Raw genomic sequence first — 15,016 nt, 5'->3', positions numbered from 1 at the left:
AGAAATGACTGAACAAAATGAGCCGAGAGTGTGGACAAAGGAAAAAGCAAAAATTACCTTGCCTGTCAGAAAAAATTCCGGACATAAAGGAACTTACGGCACCGGTCTTTTGCTCGCAGGAAGCAGGGATATGCCAGGTGCGGCATTGCTTTCCGGGATAGGTGCGCTGCGGAGCGGAATTGGAAAGCTCGTTATTGGAACGGAAAAGGAAGTGGTGGCACATGCAGTTTCCACAATCCCGGAAGCGACGTATTTATCTGATGGACTGCATAAAGTGGGAAATGGTTCAGCAGAGCTTCAGGAATACAAAGCAATTGCAGCAGGTCCTGGTATTGAACCCGATCATGCCGCAGAAAAAGCGGTTCAAATGCTGCTAAAGACTTCCTGTCCTGTGGTTCTCGATGCCGGTGCTTTATCCCAGCGGTCCTATGAAAAGCGTGACGCTCCTACAATTTTGACCCCTCATCCCGGTGAATTCTCAAGGATAACGGGATTAGAGATAAAAGAAATCCAAGAAAATCGAGCGAATACTGCTTCAGAGTGGGCTGCAAAGTGGAACGTTACAATTGTTTTGAAAGGCAATGAAACAGTTATCGCTTTTCCTGATGGAGAAACCTGGATTAACCCTACAGGAGACGGTGCTCTTGCAAAGGGAGGAACCGGTGATACACTGACCGGCATGTTGCTTGGCATGCTTTGCTGTCACGAAAACTGGCGGCACGCAGTGTTAAACGCAGTTCATCTTCATGGCGCCTGTGCCAAAAAATGGACACTGACACGTTCTGCTCATACATTGCTGGCTCACGAAATCAGCGGTCTGCTTCCGGAAGTATGGAAGAGCTACGAATAGCGAGTATGAACATGCGCTGAGAAGATTCTTCGCAGCGTTCTTTTAAGTAAGGAAAGTTGTTTCTAATTTGTGAAATGTTTCACAAATGTGTTGTATTTTCTGATAGTTGAGAATAAAATAAAAGTAACAAATAATTGTGAAGTGTTTCACACATACAAACCTGCAACAATATATGTGAAAAACTTCACATAACAAAGGAGAGAGTACGATGAAAGAAAAATGGTGGAATGGAAAAACAGCAGCATTTTTGTGGACCGTTCTTCGGGTATGGTTGGGGATTCAATGGCTGGAAGCAGGGTGGGGGAAAGTAACAGGCGGGTTTGATGCTAATGGGTACCTACAGGGAGCGATCGCAAAAGCTGGTGGAGAAGCACCCATTGTAGCTGGCTGGTACGGCGCATTTCTTGAAGAAGTTGCGCTTCCAAATGTATCGATCTTTAACTTCTTAATTCCATGGGGAGAATTGTTTGTCGGATTAGGTTTAATTGCTGGTTTATTAACCGTTCCGGCTCTTGCGGCAGGTGCTTTCATGAATGTGAATTTTCTACTTGCAGGCACCATCAGCACCAACCCGGTTTTATTGACAGCAGCAGTGATGTTGCTTCTAGCAGGATACGGTGCACAGCGATTTGGTCTTGACCACTGGGCAATCCCGGCAGCGAAGAAAAAAGTCCATAATCGCCGGGTGAAAGAAGCCCACGCGTAAAGGAAAGCAGCAAGTAAAAAAAATAGCCTCCCCCTTTTGAGTAGAAGGAGGAGGCTGAAGCCCTTTTAAACAAATAGATGGGCAAATAGGATAATAATGGGCAACGTAATGATCGTGCGCAAAATGAAAATAAGCACAAGCTCATAAAATTTCACAGGAATATTTGAGCGTAATATTAAAATACCTATCTCAGACATATAAATGAGCTGAGTTAACGAGATTCCGGCAATTACAAATCGTGTTAGTTCGCTTTCAATCCCGCTTCCCAATACTGCCGGCAGAAACATATCAGCAAAACCGACCAGAATTGTCGGTGCAGCAGTGGATGCTTCAGGCAGCCCGAAAAGGGTCAATACAGGAATTAATGGATAGGATATAAGATCAAATAAAGGCGTATAGGTTGCGATCATTAATGCTAGTGTACCTAATGTCATAACGAGGGGAATTAATCCAAGCCAGATGTCAAGAACGGTATGAATTCCTTTAGCAGCAAGCTGTTTGGGACCTTCGACCCGGCTTGCTTTCTTTTTAGCTTCCTGAAAGCCCCATGAAAAAAGAGAGACACCTTCAGGAACCGTATCGTCAATTTTCTTCCCCACCGGTTCATAATACGTATCCGGTTTTCGGGAAAGGGGGGGAATTCTTGGCATGATGATGGCAGCCACAATTGAAGCAGCTGAAACGGCCACATAGAAAGGGAAAAATAAATCGCCGATGCCAATGACATTTGCAACAACTAAGCTGAAGGCAACAGATGCAACTGAGAAGGTTGTCGCGATAACGGCTGCTTCTCTTTTTGTATAATAGCCTTCATCGTACTGCTTCATCGTAACTAATACCCCAACCGGCGCCGCTCCCATCCATGAAGCCATGCAATCAATGGACGACCGTCCGGGCAGTGTGAAAACAGGCCGCATCACTTTGTTTAACAGCGTTCCTATAAACTCCATTAATCCGAATTCCACTAAAAGAGGAAGTAAAATGCCGGCAAATAAAAACCAGGTCAATAATACAGGAGCTAAGTCATATAAAACGACTCCTCCTGTATCTCTTGAAGAAATGGCAAGAGGACCTATTTCGTAATAAGCCATCAAACCAATAACAAAGCCAACCACGCGTACAATAAGTCCGAAAACATTCGTGACAAACAAACTGTTTAAAAAAGGTGACCTTTGAACAAATTCAGGCTTGGTAACAGCGGCAGCCAAACTTATGACAGCAGATAATCCAAGAAGTACTAAAATAAAGGCAGGAATCCAGTCGCCAAAAGCGGTTTGAATAGACGAAGCAAGGATTCCGACGCCGATCGTAATTTCTCCGTTAAAACGTACCGGCACTAAAAATAACAGTGCACCGATTAAAGAAGGAATGAGAAACTTCCACGCAGCTGAAGGTGAAACTTGATTTTCTTCCTTTTGTAAAGTGGACATCAGTTATTCCTCCTTGGCGTTTTTCAGTGTATCAAGTGCCTGATCCAGCACTTGAATGCCTGTATCAATTTGCTCCTTTGTAACCGTGAGCGGCGGGATCATTCGAATCACTTCGCCGGCATTGCCGCAAAGGTAAAAAAGTACGCCTCGCTCCAGACATTCATCCAATACCTTCATCACTGCATCTCCGTCTGGTTTTCCGGTGTCTGCATTTTGTAATTCAATGCCGATCATTAACCCGACGCCTCGAATCGTTTTAATTGAGCTGTGTTTTTCTTTAAGCCCGTCAAGCTGTTCCATCGCGTATGCCCCCATGTCACGGGCTCTTTTTAGCAGTTGTTCTTCCTTCATAACGTCTAGGGAAGCAAGAGCAGCAGAGCAGGCCATCGGATTGCCTCCAAAGGTCGTGCCGTGTGTGCCAAGCGGCCATTTCGCCATCAATTCTTTCGATGCCACAGTCGCACTGAGCGGCATGCCTGCTGCGATGCCTTTTGCGATCGCCATAATGTCCGGCGTCACACCGAATGTCTGAGCAGCGAACCAGTCGCCTGTCCGTCCGAATCCTGTCTGAACTTCATCAAAAATCAGCAGGATCCCGTGGCGGTCACAAATTTCTCTTACCTTCGCAAGCCACTCCTTTGGGGGGATAATATATCCGCCTTCACCAAGCACAGGCTCTAAAATGATACAGGCGACTTCTTCAGGCGTCACCTGATGATTAAACAATTTCTCCACGTCACGCTCGAGTTTTTTCGGAAAGTAGTCAGCAGGATCCTCTCCTTCAGGCAAATCTTCGGGGTGAGCATAAGGCAGCTGGTACGTAAGCCAGGAAGGCTGCATATATTTTCTGTACTTGCTTTTAGAGGTAGAAACACTCAATGCCCCAATGGATCTGCCGTGGAAGCAGCCGGTAAATGAAACTACATAAGGACGTTTAGTCGCATACTTAGCAAGCTTAATCCCTCCTTCAATGGCTTCAGTGCCGCTGTTGGCAAAAAAGAAATTATCGAGTTTAGGCGGGAGAATCTGCTGCAATTCATACGCCAGCTTTAAAATAGATTCATAGATAATAACGCCGGAGGGTCCGTGCAGTAAATGATCGGCACTATCTTTAATCGCCTGAACCACTTTTGGGTGGCGGTGTCCAACGTTTTCTACGGCAATGCCTGACGTGAAGTCGAGGTATTTTTTTCCGTCAGCTCCGTAGTAATAGCAGCCTTCTGCTTTCACTACTGGCAGATTTGGATGATCCTTTGCCATGCTCGGTGCTAATAGATTTCCAATAGAGCTTGCAAGCTCCTGCCAATCGGGTGTTTGTTTTTGCGTCATAAGGTGTCATCTCCTAAAGGTGTAGTGGAATACTTTTTTAACTTGCGCACAACAGAAGGCTGACTGATGCCAAGAGCTGCTGCCATTTCGGTTGTGGTTCTGTAACGGTTTTTAGCATTTGTGATCACTTTTCTTTCAACAAATTCTAAAATATGAGGCAGTGTTTTTCCTTCCAGACCGAGCTCCATTTGTTCTTCCTTTGTGGGCTGATAGTCTGGAGGAAGATCGTGAATTCCAATGATATCCCTTTCACTTTCTATGAAGCTTCTTTCCAATACGTTTTTCAGCTCTCTGAAATTCCCGTTCCATGGCAATTGCAAAAGATGAAGAAAGAGTGTGTCGTCTATATTTTTGTTTCGGCTGTAGGTCTGTTTTAACCCATTAAGATAAACCTCAATGGCTTGTGACAAATCTTCCGGGCGTTCTCTTAACGGCTTTAGCTCTATGGAAACAAGGTGAAGACGATAAAAAAGATCCTCTCTAAAATGGCCGCTCTGCGTTCCTTCTTTTAGGGAATGCACGCTTGTTGCAATCACTCGGGAACCGCTGTGATGCTTCAGCAGCCTGGACAAAACCGATTGAGATGATCTCGATAACTGATCAACTTTTTTTAAGAATAGTGTTCCTCCGCTTGAAAGCTTCAAATAACCTTGTGACTGATCTGCTCCTGATAAAACTTTCTCAAAGATCGCATCAGGAATTGAAGGGCAGTCAACTTCAATAAAAGGCTGGTCTTTTCTCTCACTTTCATTATGTATCGTTTTGGCGAGTATGCTTTTTCCTGTTCCATGTTCCCCGTAAATAACTACCGGTGTATCAAATTGCTTCATTTTATAAACGGTCTTCAGAGCTTGTCTCGTAGAAGGGCTTTCAGAAATAAAATCTTTTATTTTCATCTGCCTGTTCCGAAAGTAAGCAAGTTCTTCTTTTGCAAGGCTGATTTGAGATTCAAGTTCATCAAGATACTCCTTCATGATCATAAGTTCAGAAAGCTCATAGGAGTAGCTGATCACATGCTCTACTTCAAATTCATTGTTCAAGAGAGGAATGCCGGTAATTAAAACCTTTTGACCGGAAGGCGTTTTTTGAACCATGATTACTTTCTTTTTCTTTTCAACTACCTGCGGCGTAATCGCTGGAGAAAAGATCCCCTGACGTTCAAGCTCAAGTACTGATCTGCCCAGCAAGTCAGAAGGGGAAAGCCCATAATGTTCACCACTTTTAGGTGTAACTTTAATAATTTTTCCTTCAGCAGTGGTGATAATGATGTCTTCATCATGCATTTTCATTATTTCTTCGTTTTGATTGGAAAGTAGCAATAATGGATTCATATTCCAACCCCTTTATTCATTTCTGTATAAGACTATACACTATTGAATAATGAAAATTCAATAGAAAGTATAAATATTATTAATTGAATTGTTTAAAAATAGGTTCTGAGTAAATCATATTACGTGATAAAGAGGCTGAGACAGCGTGTGTCTCAGCCTCTATTATCATTTTCACTTCACACTTTGATGCAACAGGTACATTCCTCATAGAGATGAAAAACTAGAATTTTTATACTATACACTTCCAAATGTGTCTAAATGAAACGGGATAAACATTTTATTATTTTTCTGCGATGGCTGATAAAGAACTGCGCACATTTCTGGCAGCCATGATCATGTTGGTGAGCGCTGCCTTCACTTCTGATTCATTTCTTGTTTTTAAACCACAGTCTGGATTTACCCAGAAAAGAGCTGGGGGCAGGACGAGAAGAGCCCGTTCAATAATAGCTTCCATTTCGTTGACATCCGGCACACGAGGGCTGTGAATATCATAGACTCCAAGACCGATTCCTTTATCGTAGACCCGAGTTTCAAAGGATGATATCAGCTCGCCCTGGCTTCTGGACGTTTCAATAGAGATCACATCTGCATCCATGTCACGAATAGCATCAATAATTTCATCGAATTCAGAGTAGCACATATGTGTGTGAATTTGCGTTGTGTCTTCTACGTCAGAGGTGGAGGTGCGGAATGCTTCCACTGCCCAGGAAAGATAGCGTGCATGGTGTTTATGTTTTAAAGGAAGCCCCTCCCGAAGCGCAGGTTCATCCACTTGAATCATCTGGATGCCTGCCTGCTCCAGGGCTTTAACTTCAGCTGAAAGAGCTTCGGCAAGCTGGAAAGCAACTTCTTCGTTTGAAACATCGTTTCGTATAAACGACCAATTTAAGATCGTTACTGGACCAGTGAGCATCCCCTTAACCGGCTTCTCAGTAAGCGATTGTGCAAACACCGTTTCGTCTACCGTCATCGGCGCTGTATGGGTTATATTTCCATAAATGATAGGAGGTTTTACACAGCGCGAGCCGTAGGACTGAACCCATCCATTTTGAGAGAAGGCAAATCCATCCAGTTTTTCTCCGAAAAATTCAACCATATCATTTCGCTCAAATTCGCCATGAACAAAAACATCTAAACCGATTTCTTCCTGAAGCGCAATCCATTTTCTAATTTCTGCACGGATATGATTCTCATATTCTTTCTGAGATACCTCTTCTTTTCTCCATTTTGCCCGCACTTTTCGAATCTCTTTTGTTTGCGGGAAGCTGCCTATAGTCGTGGCTGGGAGTATGGGCAGCTGCCACTTTTTCTGCTGCAAAAGATGTCTCTCCTTAAATGATGTTTTCCTTTTGGAAGGGAGGGAGTCCCTCTCTCTTGGTTTTCTCCAATGGGATTCGTTTAATTTCAGTATGGATTCATCCTGCTCCTTAAGCTTCTCCAAACTGGAGGAGGGATCGTTTATTGCATGGGTTAATAAAACAACTTCTTCTAATTTTTCGTCACAGAATGCCAAACTATCTATTAACTCCAGAGCTAATTTTGTTTCATTTTTTACCGTCACTGGTACATGAAGAAGACTTGCGGATGGCTGAATGATCAGACGTTCCGGCTCTGCCAGGCGTGTAAGCTCATCGAGTTGAGCTATTGTTTTGGTTAAATCAGACTTCCAGATATTTCTTCCGTCGATCATGCCGGCTGCGAGCACTTTATTTTTTGGAAATCCATACTCTCTTATAGCAGCCATGTTATTTTCAAAACCATCTACAAAATCCAAGCCAAATCCTTTAACAGGAATGGCAATCAGGTCTTCGTAATGTGTCACTGCTTCAAAATATGTCTGTAAAAAGATATCCAGTGAAGAGAGTTGATCTGCAATCGTTTTGTATATTTTAGAGAAAACATTCATTTCTTCCTTGGAGAGGTCCGTTACAAGAGCGGGTTCATCAATCTGCACACAGGAGGCTCCTGCTGTTTCCAGCTCTTTTAAAAGCTCCGTATAAACCGGCACAAAGGTCTGAAGGATCCTGTTAAACTCTTTTTCTTCATATCCCTTTGAAAGTTTTAAAAAGGAGTAGGGCCCAAGGATCACAGGTTTTGTTTCTAGTCCAAGCTCCTTTTTGGCATCTAAATAGGCTTCAAGCGGCTTATTTTCAACTAAAGAAGGTGAGCTGCCTTCAATTTCAGGAACGATGTAATGGTAATTTGTGTTGTACCATTTCGTCATTTCACAAGCGTGCGCGGTCTTTGATCCCCTCGCCATGGCAAAATACGTAGATAGGGAAACTCTGCCCCCTTCATAGTCAAAGCGTTTAGGAACAAGTCCAAACATCACAGCCGTATCCAGGACATGGTCATAAAAAGAAAAGTCTCCGGAAGGTATCACATCAATTTTGCTATGGCGTTGTTTTTGAAGATAAGCGAGCCGGTACTGATTCATCTCGCTGTAAAATTGATCCTCTGATAAAGTTCCTTGCCATAAGGCTTCCAGTGTTTTTTTCCATTCCCGCTTTTCACCAATCCGTGGATATCCAAGATTGCTGGATTTGATTTTGGTCATCGTTAAAACCTCCATTTTTTTATGCATAAAAAAAAGGACATTATTACCGTTAAGAGTGGTAACAATATCCATAAAAGCAGTCTGCTGGTATCGTTAACACCTCCCTATCTCCCGTAGGTAAAAAAACAGTGCTGTCGAAACAGGCAGGTCTCCTGACTCCAGAATCTTCATTTACCGCAGTCTTCCCGGCATTAGCCAGTGACATATTTGCAGCAACTCCTCTGTTACAGTGGCGGGACCGTTCCGGATTTACACCGGATTCCCTTTTAAATTTTGAAAAAGTTCTTTTCAAAATACCTATTTCCACGTATGAAATTGATGTTTACTTTAGCGCGAAAAGGTTTGAATTGTCAATCTATTCTTTAATTTTCTTCTAAAAGAATTCGTAATTTGCTAGAAAGTTCAGTTTTTTATCTTGGGATCTCATCATGTAAAAAGGATTGCATTGGGCCATACATATTTATGTGTGTACTGGTTACATTAAAGTAAAAGACTGGAGGGTTAACCATTGAAAAATTTTCTAATGATTACTGGCCAGATAGGCATAGCCATTTTATTGCTGATTGGGTGCAATACAAGTCAAATTGATGAAGCAGTGGACCAAAACGATAATCCCGAAGTAGCTGATTTAGTAAATAATGAAGACCTTAAAGAAGCGGAGTCATCTGAGGGAAGTCTGGAAGTGTCAGAAGAAGCCGCTGCCGGCATAGCTCAAATAGAAGGGGTGGAGGACGCCTGGGTAGTTGTTTCTAACCACAAAGCCTTTGTTGCGATTGATTTGGAGAATCGAAATACTGAAGAAGTGCCTGAGGAAGTGAAATCCAACGTAACCAGTGAAATAAAGTCTTCGGGTCTTGAAGGAATTGATCATGTATACATTTCCTCTGACCCGGACTTTCGAGACAGGCTTTCACAGTTTGGCGAGCGGGTTCGGGACGGTGAGTCTGCAGAAGGACTGGCTGAGGAATTTAAAGGAACAGTGGAGAGGATGTTTCCGGATGTCACTTTTACTAATTAGTTCTATCTGTACTAGTGGTTATGAGTTAATCAGCGGAATTATATTAAAATTGTTATAATTTACAGTTTATTCACTCAATTATCGGGTATATGTAAAATGTATGTCAAAATTAGGTATAAGGAGGAATAATTCTTGGACAAGAAAAAGGATGAACTCACAGGTACTTCTGTTGAAGGAGAAGGTAATTCACATGATAAGCGGATGGGAACAGGAGAAAATGAAGAATCCCTTACAAATCGCCAGGGGCACCCTGTTACAGATAATCAAAATGTCAGAACAGTTGGAAACAGAGGACCAACGACGCTGGAGAATTACGATTTTCTTGAAAAGATCTCTCATTTCGATCGTGAAAGAATTCCTGAACGTGTTGTTCATGCCCGAGGCGCAGGTGCGCACGGCTATTTTGAAACGTATGGCAAGGCCGGGGAAGAAGATGTATCTACATACACTCGAGCGAAGGTTTTTCAGGGCGCCGGTAAACAGACGCCTGTATTCGTCCGCTTTTCTACGGTTGCAGGAGCCAAGGAATCTCCTGAAACAGCCAGGGATCCAAGAGGATTCGCCGTTAAATTTTATACAGAGGATGGCAACTGGGACTTAGTAGGAAATAATTTAAAAATCTTTTTTGTACGAGATCCGATTAAATTTCCTGATATGATCCACGCGTTCAAACCGGATCCTGTCACGAATATTCAAAATCCGGAGAGAATGTTTGATTTTGTTTCGCAGTCACCTGAAGCCACTCATATGATTACCTTTCTCTTTTCACCTTGGGGGATACCCGCTAACTACCGGCAAATGCAGGGATCCGGCGTAAATACGTATAAATGGGTGAATGCAGAAGGGGAAGCGGTTCTTGTTAAATACCACTGGGAGCCTTTAAGCCAGGGAATTCGAAATCTGACTCAAAAAGAGGCGGATGAAATTCAAGGAAAAAATACAAGTCATGCGACGCAGGATTTGTATGAGGCAATCGAAAGAGGAGAGTATCCGGAATGGGAGCTTTGCGTGCAGATCATGAGTGACGATGAGCATCCGGAGCTCGATTTTGATCCGCTTGATGATACTAAACTGTGGCCGACTGATCAATTCCCATTCCTGCCTGTAGGAAAAATGGTGCTGAATAAAAACCCTGAAAACTTCTTTGCGGAAGTGGAACAAGCTTCTTTTGGAACTGGCGTATTGGTAGACGGGCTTGATTTTTCAGATGATAAAATGCTGCAGGGCCGTACGTTTTCCTATTCAGATACCCAGCGTTACCGGGTCGGAGCAAACTACTTGCAGCTGCCGATCAATGCACCTAAAAAACGCGTAGCGACGAATCAGCGTGATGGTCAAAGCGCGTATTATGTAGACTCTGCTCCTGGTAAAAATCCGCATGTGAACTATGAGCCTTCTGTACTGGATGGCCTGAAGGAATCCAAGCAGGAAGGAAAAGAGCACCAGCCTTCTTACAACGACCGTCTGGTCAGAGAAGGCATCGACCGCCCAAATAATTTTGGGCAGGCGGGTGAAACCTACCGCAATTTTGAAGAGTGGGAAAAAGAAGAACTCGTAAGCAATTTGGCTGATGCCCTGGCAGTGAGTCATAAAACGATACAGGAAACAATGATTGACCATTTCACCCAAGCTGATGAAGAATACGGAAGACGCGTAGCTCAAAAGCTTGAAGAAGTACTTGCTCAAATGAAAGAGATGAAAAACAGTGAGAAAACCGGAAGCACAGACAGTGAAAAAGCGATGTACAGTGCTCAGCGCAAAGGGCATAAAGCGGATCCTTATTAAGCCGTTTTAGTGGACGATGAGGGATTCGTCAAAGTATGTTCCAACTGGATGGAGACTGTTGAAAATCAGTACTCAAAGCCGCGGTTCATTCCATGTAAATGGAATGAACTGCGGCTTATTATGTGTTGAATGAAACTTAATTCAGAGCATCAAAACAAATGAGACGACTGAGTCATTGCAGTGAGAGGCTTGGGAATTCAGCGTGTTGAATTTACCTATTAAAATTATGTGCTTCCTTCATTTTCAATGTATCGAGCGACGACTCTTTTTGGTCACAGCTTCCAGCATGTCCTGAACACTTGAACAGCTGTATGCAATCCGGGTAAACACCTATCTCTTTCCACATGTTATTCAAAAGAAAGGTGGATGTGCTTGTACGAATACGAAACGATGGGAGCGCAAAAAACCCCCCTGCCGCATCAGCTGACAGGAGGGAATGTCTTTTCTTATTCTTGAATATCTTCCACTTTCACAATTGCTTTTCCGAGATTTGCACCTTTAAATAAGTCCAGAAAAGCATCAATCGTATGATCAAAGCCTTCCGTAACCGTCTCTTCGTACTTAAGCTTGCCTTCATTCAGCCAGCCGGCAAGTTCTTTTGCTCCTTCTCCAAATCGGGAAGAGTAATTGCCGACAATAAAGCCCTGCATTAGAGCGCTTGTCTTAATTAAGTATCCTTGAACACGAGGGCCTAAGTCTTGTTCTACGTCATTGTAGGAAGAGATCGCTCCGCAAACAGGAATGCGGGCAAATTGATTTAGAAGCGGAAAGACCGCATCTCCAATTTCTCCGCCAACATTTTCAAAATAAACATCAATGCCATTTGGGCACGCTTCCTGAAGAGCTTGATGGACATCTTGTGTTTTGTAATTTATAGCAGCGTCAAAGCCAAGTTCTTCTTTCAAATAACTGATTTTTTCTTCAGAACCTGCGATTCCTACTACACGGGCCCCTTTAATTTTAGCAATCTGCCCGACGACGGAACCGACTGCACCGGCAGCTCCGGATACAACAACAGTCTCTCCTTCTTGCGGCTTGCCGATCTCAAGCAATCCGAAATAGGCAGTTAAGCCAGTCATACCTAGAACGCTTAAGTATGCTGAGGCTGGCGCCTGGTGATGATTCACCTTGCGGATCTCGTCTTCTTTAACGACAGAATACTCCTGCCAGCCAAGAGCTCCAAGTACTACGTCGCCTTTTGAAAAGCGGTCAGATTTGGATTCTTCGACCTGTCCAATAACAGCACTTGAAATAACCTCATCCAGTTTAAAGGGTTCAACGTACGATTTTGCTTCGCTCATTCGTCCGCGTAAATAGGGATCTACGGAAATGTATTTTGTTCGGATTAATACTTCGCCTTGATCAGGAGAATCAATGGGTGCTTCCACGACTTTAAAGTCATTGTGAGAAGGCGTTCCTTTTGGACGGTTAATTAAATGAATTTTCTTTTGCATTGTCTTATCCCTCCAGTTACTTTGTGTTTTCAATTCACACTTTAACGCAATTCAACATTTTATTAAAATAATTCGGCTTGTCCAATAGGCTGTTCTTTTTCCATTTAAATTAACATGGCTTTCTGTACGGGGATTCCATGCTTATTTACATATCAGGCCATTAAAAAAACCAGCCCCTGTAAAACAGAGGCTGACTTCTTTACTGCTGTTTATTCTTATTCATTTTGACCTTATTGATCTCCCGCTTGGAAATCGTATCACCGTGTGCAGCCAGTTCGCGAGCAAATTCCTCGCTCACATTTTTAGGATCAATTTTCATTCCTTTTGGCGTTTGAGGAAGAGATTTTTTATTTTTCGATGGTGTTTGATGATTAGAACGGCTCATAGAAAAACCCCCTTCAGATCATTAAGGTACATTCGTAGTATGAGTAGAAATCAAAATTTTATTAGCGGTTTATGATTGGATCAGCTGCATAAAATTTTGTTGTTAAAGCCATAGTAATAGAACAGGAAAATGTAGTGGAGGGATACACAATGGAAAAGCATTCGGACGAAAGCTGGAAGGAAGATCAGATGATGATCCAGCTCCATCATTCAGTGGATCATGCAGCAGAAGCAGTGGGGCAGGCCCAAACAAATCCTGAACAGGACCGTATTGCAGAAGCGCTGGATAAGATTGAAAGAGCCGAAAGAAGCTGCATGAATGCCATTCAATTAACAGAAAACAGTGAGCCGATTCATGAACTGCAAGAAAAATTGAAAAAAAGCAAGGATGCATTAAATCAGCTTCATTAATTATGTTAATAAAGTAATGCAGCTCATGTAATGATCATGGGCTGTTTTGAATGGAGCGGAAGAAAGGATGATCTGTATCCGGTGACCAGGGCTAAATTAATATTCACAACAAAGGAAAAAGAGTTAATTAAACAATGGCCTTTTCAAATTAAATCTAAAACCCGGCCTATATGCTTGGAAGAACAGAAGCTGGTTGATGAAATGAAGAACAATGTTGCCTTATTAAACCTCAACAATCTGACCAGAACGAAAGCCTATCTGGAATTTTTTCGCAGGCACCCAGAGGTTCATTGGGCTCTCCTGGCTCATTTAGTCTCCCGTAATGGAGGCTGGAATATGACGGATTTAAAGGGCAGTCTTCTTAAGAATGTGTTTCCATCCCACCCGAGAAAAGACTTTTTTATGTTTTTGGAAAAAGCGAATGCTTTTATTTTTCATGATGCCTACCCTCAGCTCCTGCTTTATGAAAAAAGCAAATTAGAAAAAAAGAATTACATGCATCTTCTTCCTCAATTTGGTGTCTCTGCTTTTATGGAACCTGTCTGGCAGTCGTTTCTGCACAGTGCACATCCAAAGCTGTTGACGGTTGCGTTAATTGTAAATGAGCAGCATTACATAGAGAAGCGCTTGATATCAAGTCCTTATTATCGCGAGCATGTATATGCGTCAGCTATTTTTAAACTGCAGGAAGCTTTTCATTTAAACCATGTAATCTTCCCTTTTAAGGAAGGGAGACAAGTAAAGGTTATGGGTTTAAATGTCAGTCATTTTGCTCCTTTAGAACAGAGAATTGAACTAGGCAAAAAACTGTATGGGATGCTCTTTGTTTCCCCGTACCAGCTGAAGGCTGTTCTTTCATTTGCTGCTTCAAAGCCTCATACAGGATCAAGAGCGGACTACTGGCCCGAATTATTTTCCCCTCATATGAACGGAGACGTTTGGAGTCCGGAGCTGAATACGGCATGGGAAAATTGCCCGCATGATTATACGATTGAAGAATGGTACAGACCAGGCGAGGAATTTTTGTACTTCTGTGAGGTAGAACTGCCTGAGAAATTTGACATAACACGGCAATATGGCAACACACTTGCATTGATTCGAATCGGGGCATTTCTGCTAAATAAATTTTCGAACGGCGGTCATACTAATGAGAGCAAAGGAGTGAAATACATGGGACAAAACCATCAATTTAAACCTGGACAAAAAGCACCGAATAATGGGTACTATGTTGAAATTGGAGAAACAGGAAGCACCGTCAACGATCCAAATCAAATAAAACTTAAAGCGGGAGAAAAATTTCCTGATACGAAAAATGAAGATCGTGTTTGGATGCCTAAGCGGAAGCCGTAAACGTATGATCCGTGAAAGAGTGTAAACTTAAACTCAAAAAAGCTTTAAAAATGTAGCAGTACTTATCAATTGGATGAGGAAAGCTTAGACTTACGCGGTAAAAGGGGCTGGGACATAACTAGCTAAAATTCACAACTCAAAAGGCACCGCACATCAAAAATGATGTGCGGTGCCTTTTTCTTCTGTTATTTTGTTTTGCTGCTAGGTCATTTTGCGCTTATGGCGGCGAATTTTCTTAGATTTACCGCCATAAGCGCAAACCCCAATTCGTTTTTCACCCGATCTTTTCCACGGACAGATAATCGGGTGAAACCTAAATTAGCCTTCAGAAATCCAAAAACTGGTTCTACGTCAATCTTCCGTCTTCCGTAGATTTTCCCTGTTTTTTCTTCTGAAAGCAATGTTCTGATT

Annotated in this window: 13 protein-coding genes and 1 riboswitch; of the genes, 6 read left to right on the top strand and 7 right to left on the bottom strand. The window is 42.6% G+C overall.

Translation table 11 applies throughout. The features are described 5' to 3' along the window. Positions 1-4: 4 nt before the first annotated feature. Entirely contained in the window at positions 5-850 is an 846-nt protein-coding gene (locus ACQCT8_RS16590; RefSeq protein ID WP_426872953.1) for an NAD(P)H-hydrate dehydratase, read from the top strand. 208 nt (positions 851-1,058) lie between these two features. Beyond that, a complete protein-coding gene (locus ACQCT8_RS16585; RefSeq protein WP_426872951.1) occupies positions 1,059-1,556 on the top strand; it encodes a DoxX family protein in 498 nt (165 codons plus the stop codon). A gap of 65 nt (positions 1,557-1,621) precedes the next feature. On the opposite strand, the gene ACQCT8_RS16580 is transcribed toward ACQCT8_RS16585, so the two are convergent. From ACQCT8_RS16580 to metE, 4 genes are all read right to left on the bottom strand, one after another. Then, complete coding sequence (locus tag ACQCT8_RS16580; RefSeq protein WP_426872949.1) at positions 1,622-2,986, bottom strand: YjiH family protein; 1,365 nt, start codon at positions 2,984-2,986, stop codon at positions 1,622-1,624. A 3-nt stretch (positions 2,987-2,989) separates the two neighbouring features. Beyond that, positions 2,990-4,315, bottom strand: a complete 1,326-nt coding sequence (locus tag ACQCT8_RS16575; protein WP_426872947.1) for an aspartate aminotransferase family protein — start codon at positions 4,313-4,315, stop codon at positions 2,990-2,992. Then, the gene (locus ACQCT8_RS16570) at positions 4,312-5,646 is read right to left on the bottom strand and encodes a sigma 54-interacting transcriptional regulator (protein WP_426872945.1); all 1,335 of its coding nucleotides are present in this window, start codon (positions 5,644-5,646) and stop codon (positions 4,312-4,314) included. Before ACQCT8_RS16570 ends, ACQCT8_RS16575 begins: the two co-directional genes overlap by 4 nt. Positions 5,647-5,926: 280 nt before the next feature. Beyond that, positions 5,927-8,203, bottom strand: coding sequence for a 5-methyltetrahydropteroyltriglutamate--homocysteine S-methyltransferase (metE, locus tag ACQCT8_RS16565; RefSeq protein ID WP_426872943.1), 2,277 nt, complete (start codon positions 8,201-8,203; stop codon positions 5,927-5,929). A gap of 125 nt (positions 8,204-8,328) precedes the next feature. After that, positions 8,329-8,519, bottom strand: a riboswitch (cobalamin riboswitch). A 192-nt stretch (positions 8,520-8,711) separates the two neighbouring features. Here metE and ACQCT8_RS16560 point away from each other — a divergent pair. Beyond that, positions 8,712-9,221 (top strand): YhcN/YlaJ family sporulation lipoprotein, encoded by a 510-nt coding sequence (locus ACQCT8_RS16560; RefSeq protein ID WP_426872941.1) that lies wholly within the window; start codon positions 8,712-8,714, stop codon positions 9,219-9,221. A gap of 201 nt (positions 9,222-9,422) precedes the next feature. After that, positions 9,423-11,006, top strand: coding sequence for a catalase (locus ACQCT8_RS16555; protein ID WP_426873096.1), 1,584 nt, complete (start codon positions 9,423-9,425; stop codon positions 11,004-11,006). 446 nt (positions 11,007-11,452) lie between these two features. Here ACQCT8_RS16555 and ACQCT8_RS16550 read toward each other — a convergent pair whose 3' ends face one another. After that, positions 11,453-12,460: an NADP-dependent oxidoreductase gene (locus tag ACQCT8_RS16550; protein ID WP_426872939.1), complete on the bottom strand. Its 1,008-nt coding sequence runs from the start codon at positions 12,458-12,460 to the stop codon at positions 11,453-11,455. 199 nt (positions 12,461-12,659) lie between these two features. Then, positions 12,660-12,845, bottom strand: a complete 186-nt coding sequence (locus ACQCT8_RS16545; protein WP_278241939.1) for a YfhD family protein — start codon at positions 12,843-12,845, stop codon at positions 12,660-12,662. 149 nt (positions 12,846-12,994) lie between these two features. On the opposite strand from ACQCT8_RS16545, the gene ACQCT8_RS16540 reads away from it, so the two are divergent. Next, a complete protein-coding gene (locus ACQCT8_RS16540) occupies positions 12,995-13,255 on the top strand; it encodes a hypothetical protein (protein WP_426872936.1) in 261 nt (86 codons plus the stop codon). Between the two features lie 30 nt (positions 13,256-13,285). After that, positions 13,286-14,605 carry a YjzC family protein gene (locus ACQCT8_RS16535; RefSeq protein WP_426872934.1) on the top strand — a complete coding sequence of 440 codons (1,320 nt, stop codon included), beginning with the start codon at positions 13,286-13,288 and terminating at the stop codon, positions 14,603-14,605. A 206-nt stretch (positions 14,606-14,811) separates the two neighbouring features. On the opposite strand, the gene ACQCT8_RS16530 is transcribed toward ACQCT8_RS16535, so the two are convergent. Continuing rightward, positions 14,812-15,016 (bottom strand): transposase (locus ACQCT8_RS16530; RefSeq protein WP_426872932.1); only part of this gene is annotated, 205 nt, incomplete at its 5' end.

This window comes from Jeotgalibacillus proteolyticus (assembly GCF_050107735.1).
Lineage (GTDB): Bacteria > Bacillota > Bacilli > Bacillales > Jeotgalibacillaceae > Jeotgalibacillus > Jeotgalibacillus proteolyticus_A.
Note: the sequence above shows the minus strand (reverse complement) of the source record. Positions and strands in the feature narration are given on the sequence as shown.

Coding starts and splice junctions, on each gene's coding strand:
- ACQCT8_RS16545 (WP_278241939.1), bottom strand. CDS start 12,845: ATGAGCCGTTCTAATCATCAAACACCATCGAAAAATAAAAAATCTCTT.
- ACQCT8_RS16555 (WP_426873096.1), top strand. CDS start 9,423: ATGGGAACAGGAGAAAATGAAGAATCCCTTACAAATCGCCAGGGGCAC.
- ACQCT8_RS16540 (WP_426872936.1), top strand. CDS start 12,995: ATGGAAAAGCATTCGGACGAAAGCTGGAAGGAAGATCAGATGATGATC.
- ACQCT8_RS16550 (WP_426872939.1), bottom strand. CDS start 12,460: ATGCAAAAGAAAATTCATTTAATTAACCGTCCAAAAGGAACGCCTTCT.
- ACQCT8_RS16580 (WP_426872949.1), bottom strand. CDS start 2,986: ATGTCCACTTTACAAAAGGAAGAAAATCAAGTTTCACCTTCAGCTGCG.
- ACQCT8_RS16590 (WP_426872953.1), top strand. CDS start 5: ATGACTGAACAAAATGAGCCGAGAGTGTGGACAAAGGAAAAAGCAAAA.
- ACQCT8_RS16575 (WP_426872947.1), bottom strand. CDS start 4,315: ATGACGCAAAAACAAACACCCGATTGGCAGGAGCTTGCAAGCTCTATT.
- ACQCT8_RS16570 (WP_426872945.1), bottom strand. CDS start 5,646: ATGAATCCATTATTGCTACTTTCCAATCAAAACGAAGAAATAATGAAA.
- metE (WP_426872943.1), bottom strand. CDS start 8,203: ATGACCAAAATCAAATCCAGCAATCTTGGATATCCACGGATTGGTGAA.
- ACQCT8_RS16535 (WP_426872934.1), top strand. CDS start 13,286: ATGATCATGGGCTGTTTTGAATGGAGCGGAAGAAAGGATGATCTGTAT.
- ACQCT8_RS16585 (WP_426872951.1), top strand. CDS start 1,059: ATGAAAGAAAAATGGTGGAATGGAAAAACAGCAGCATTTTTGTGGACC.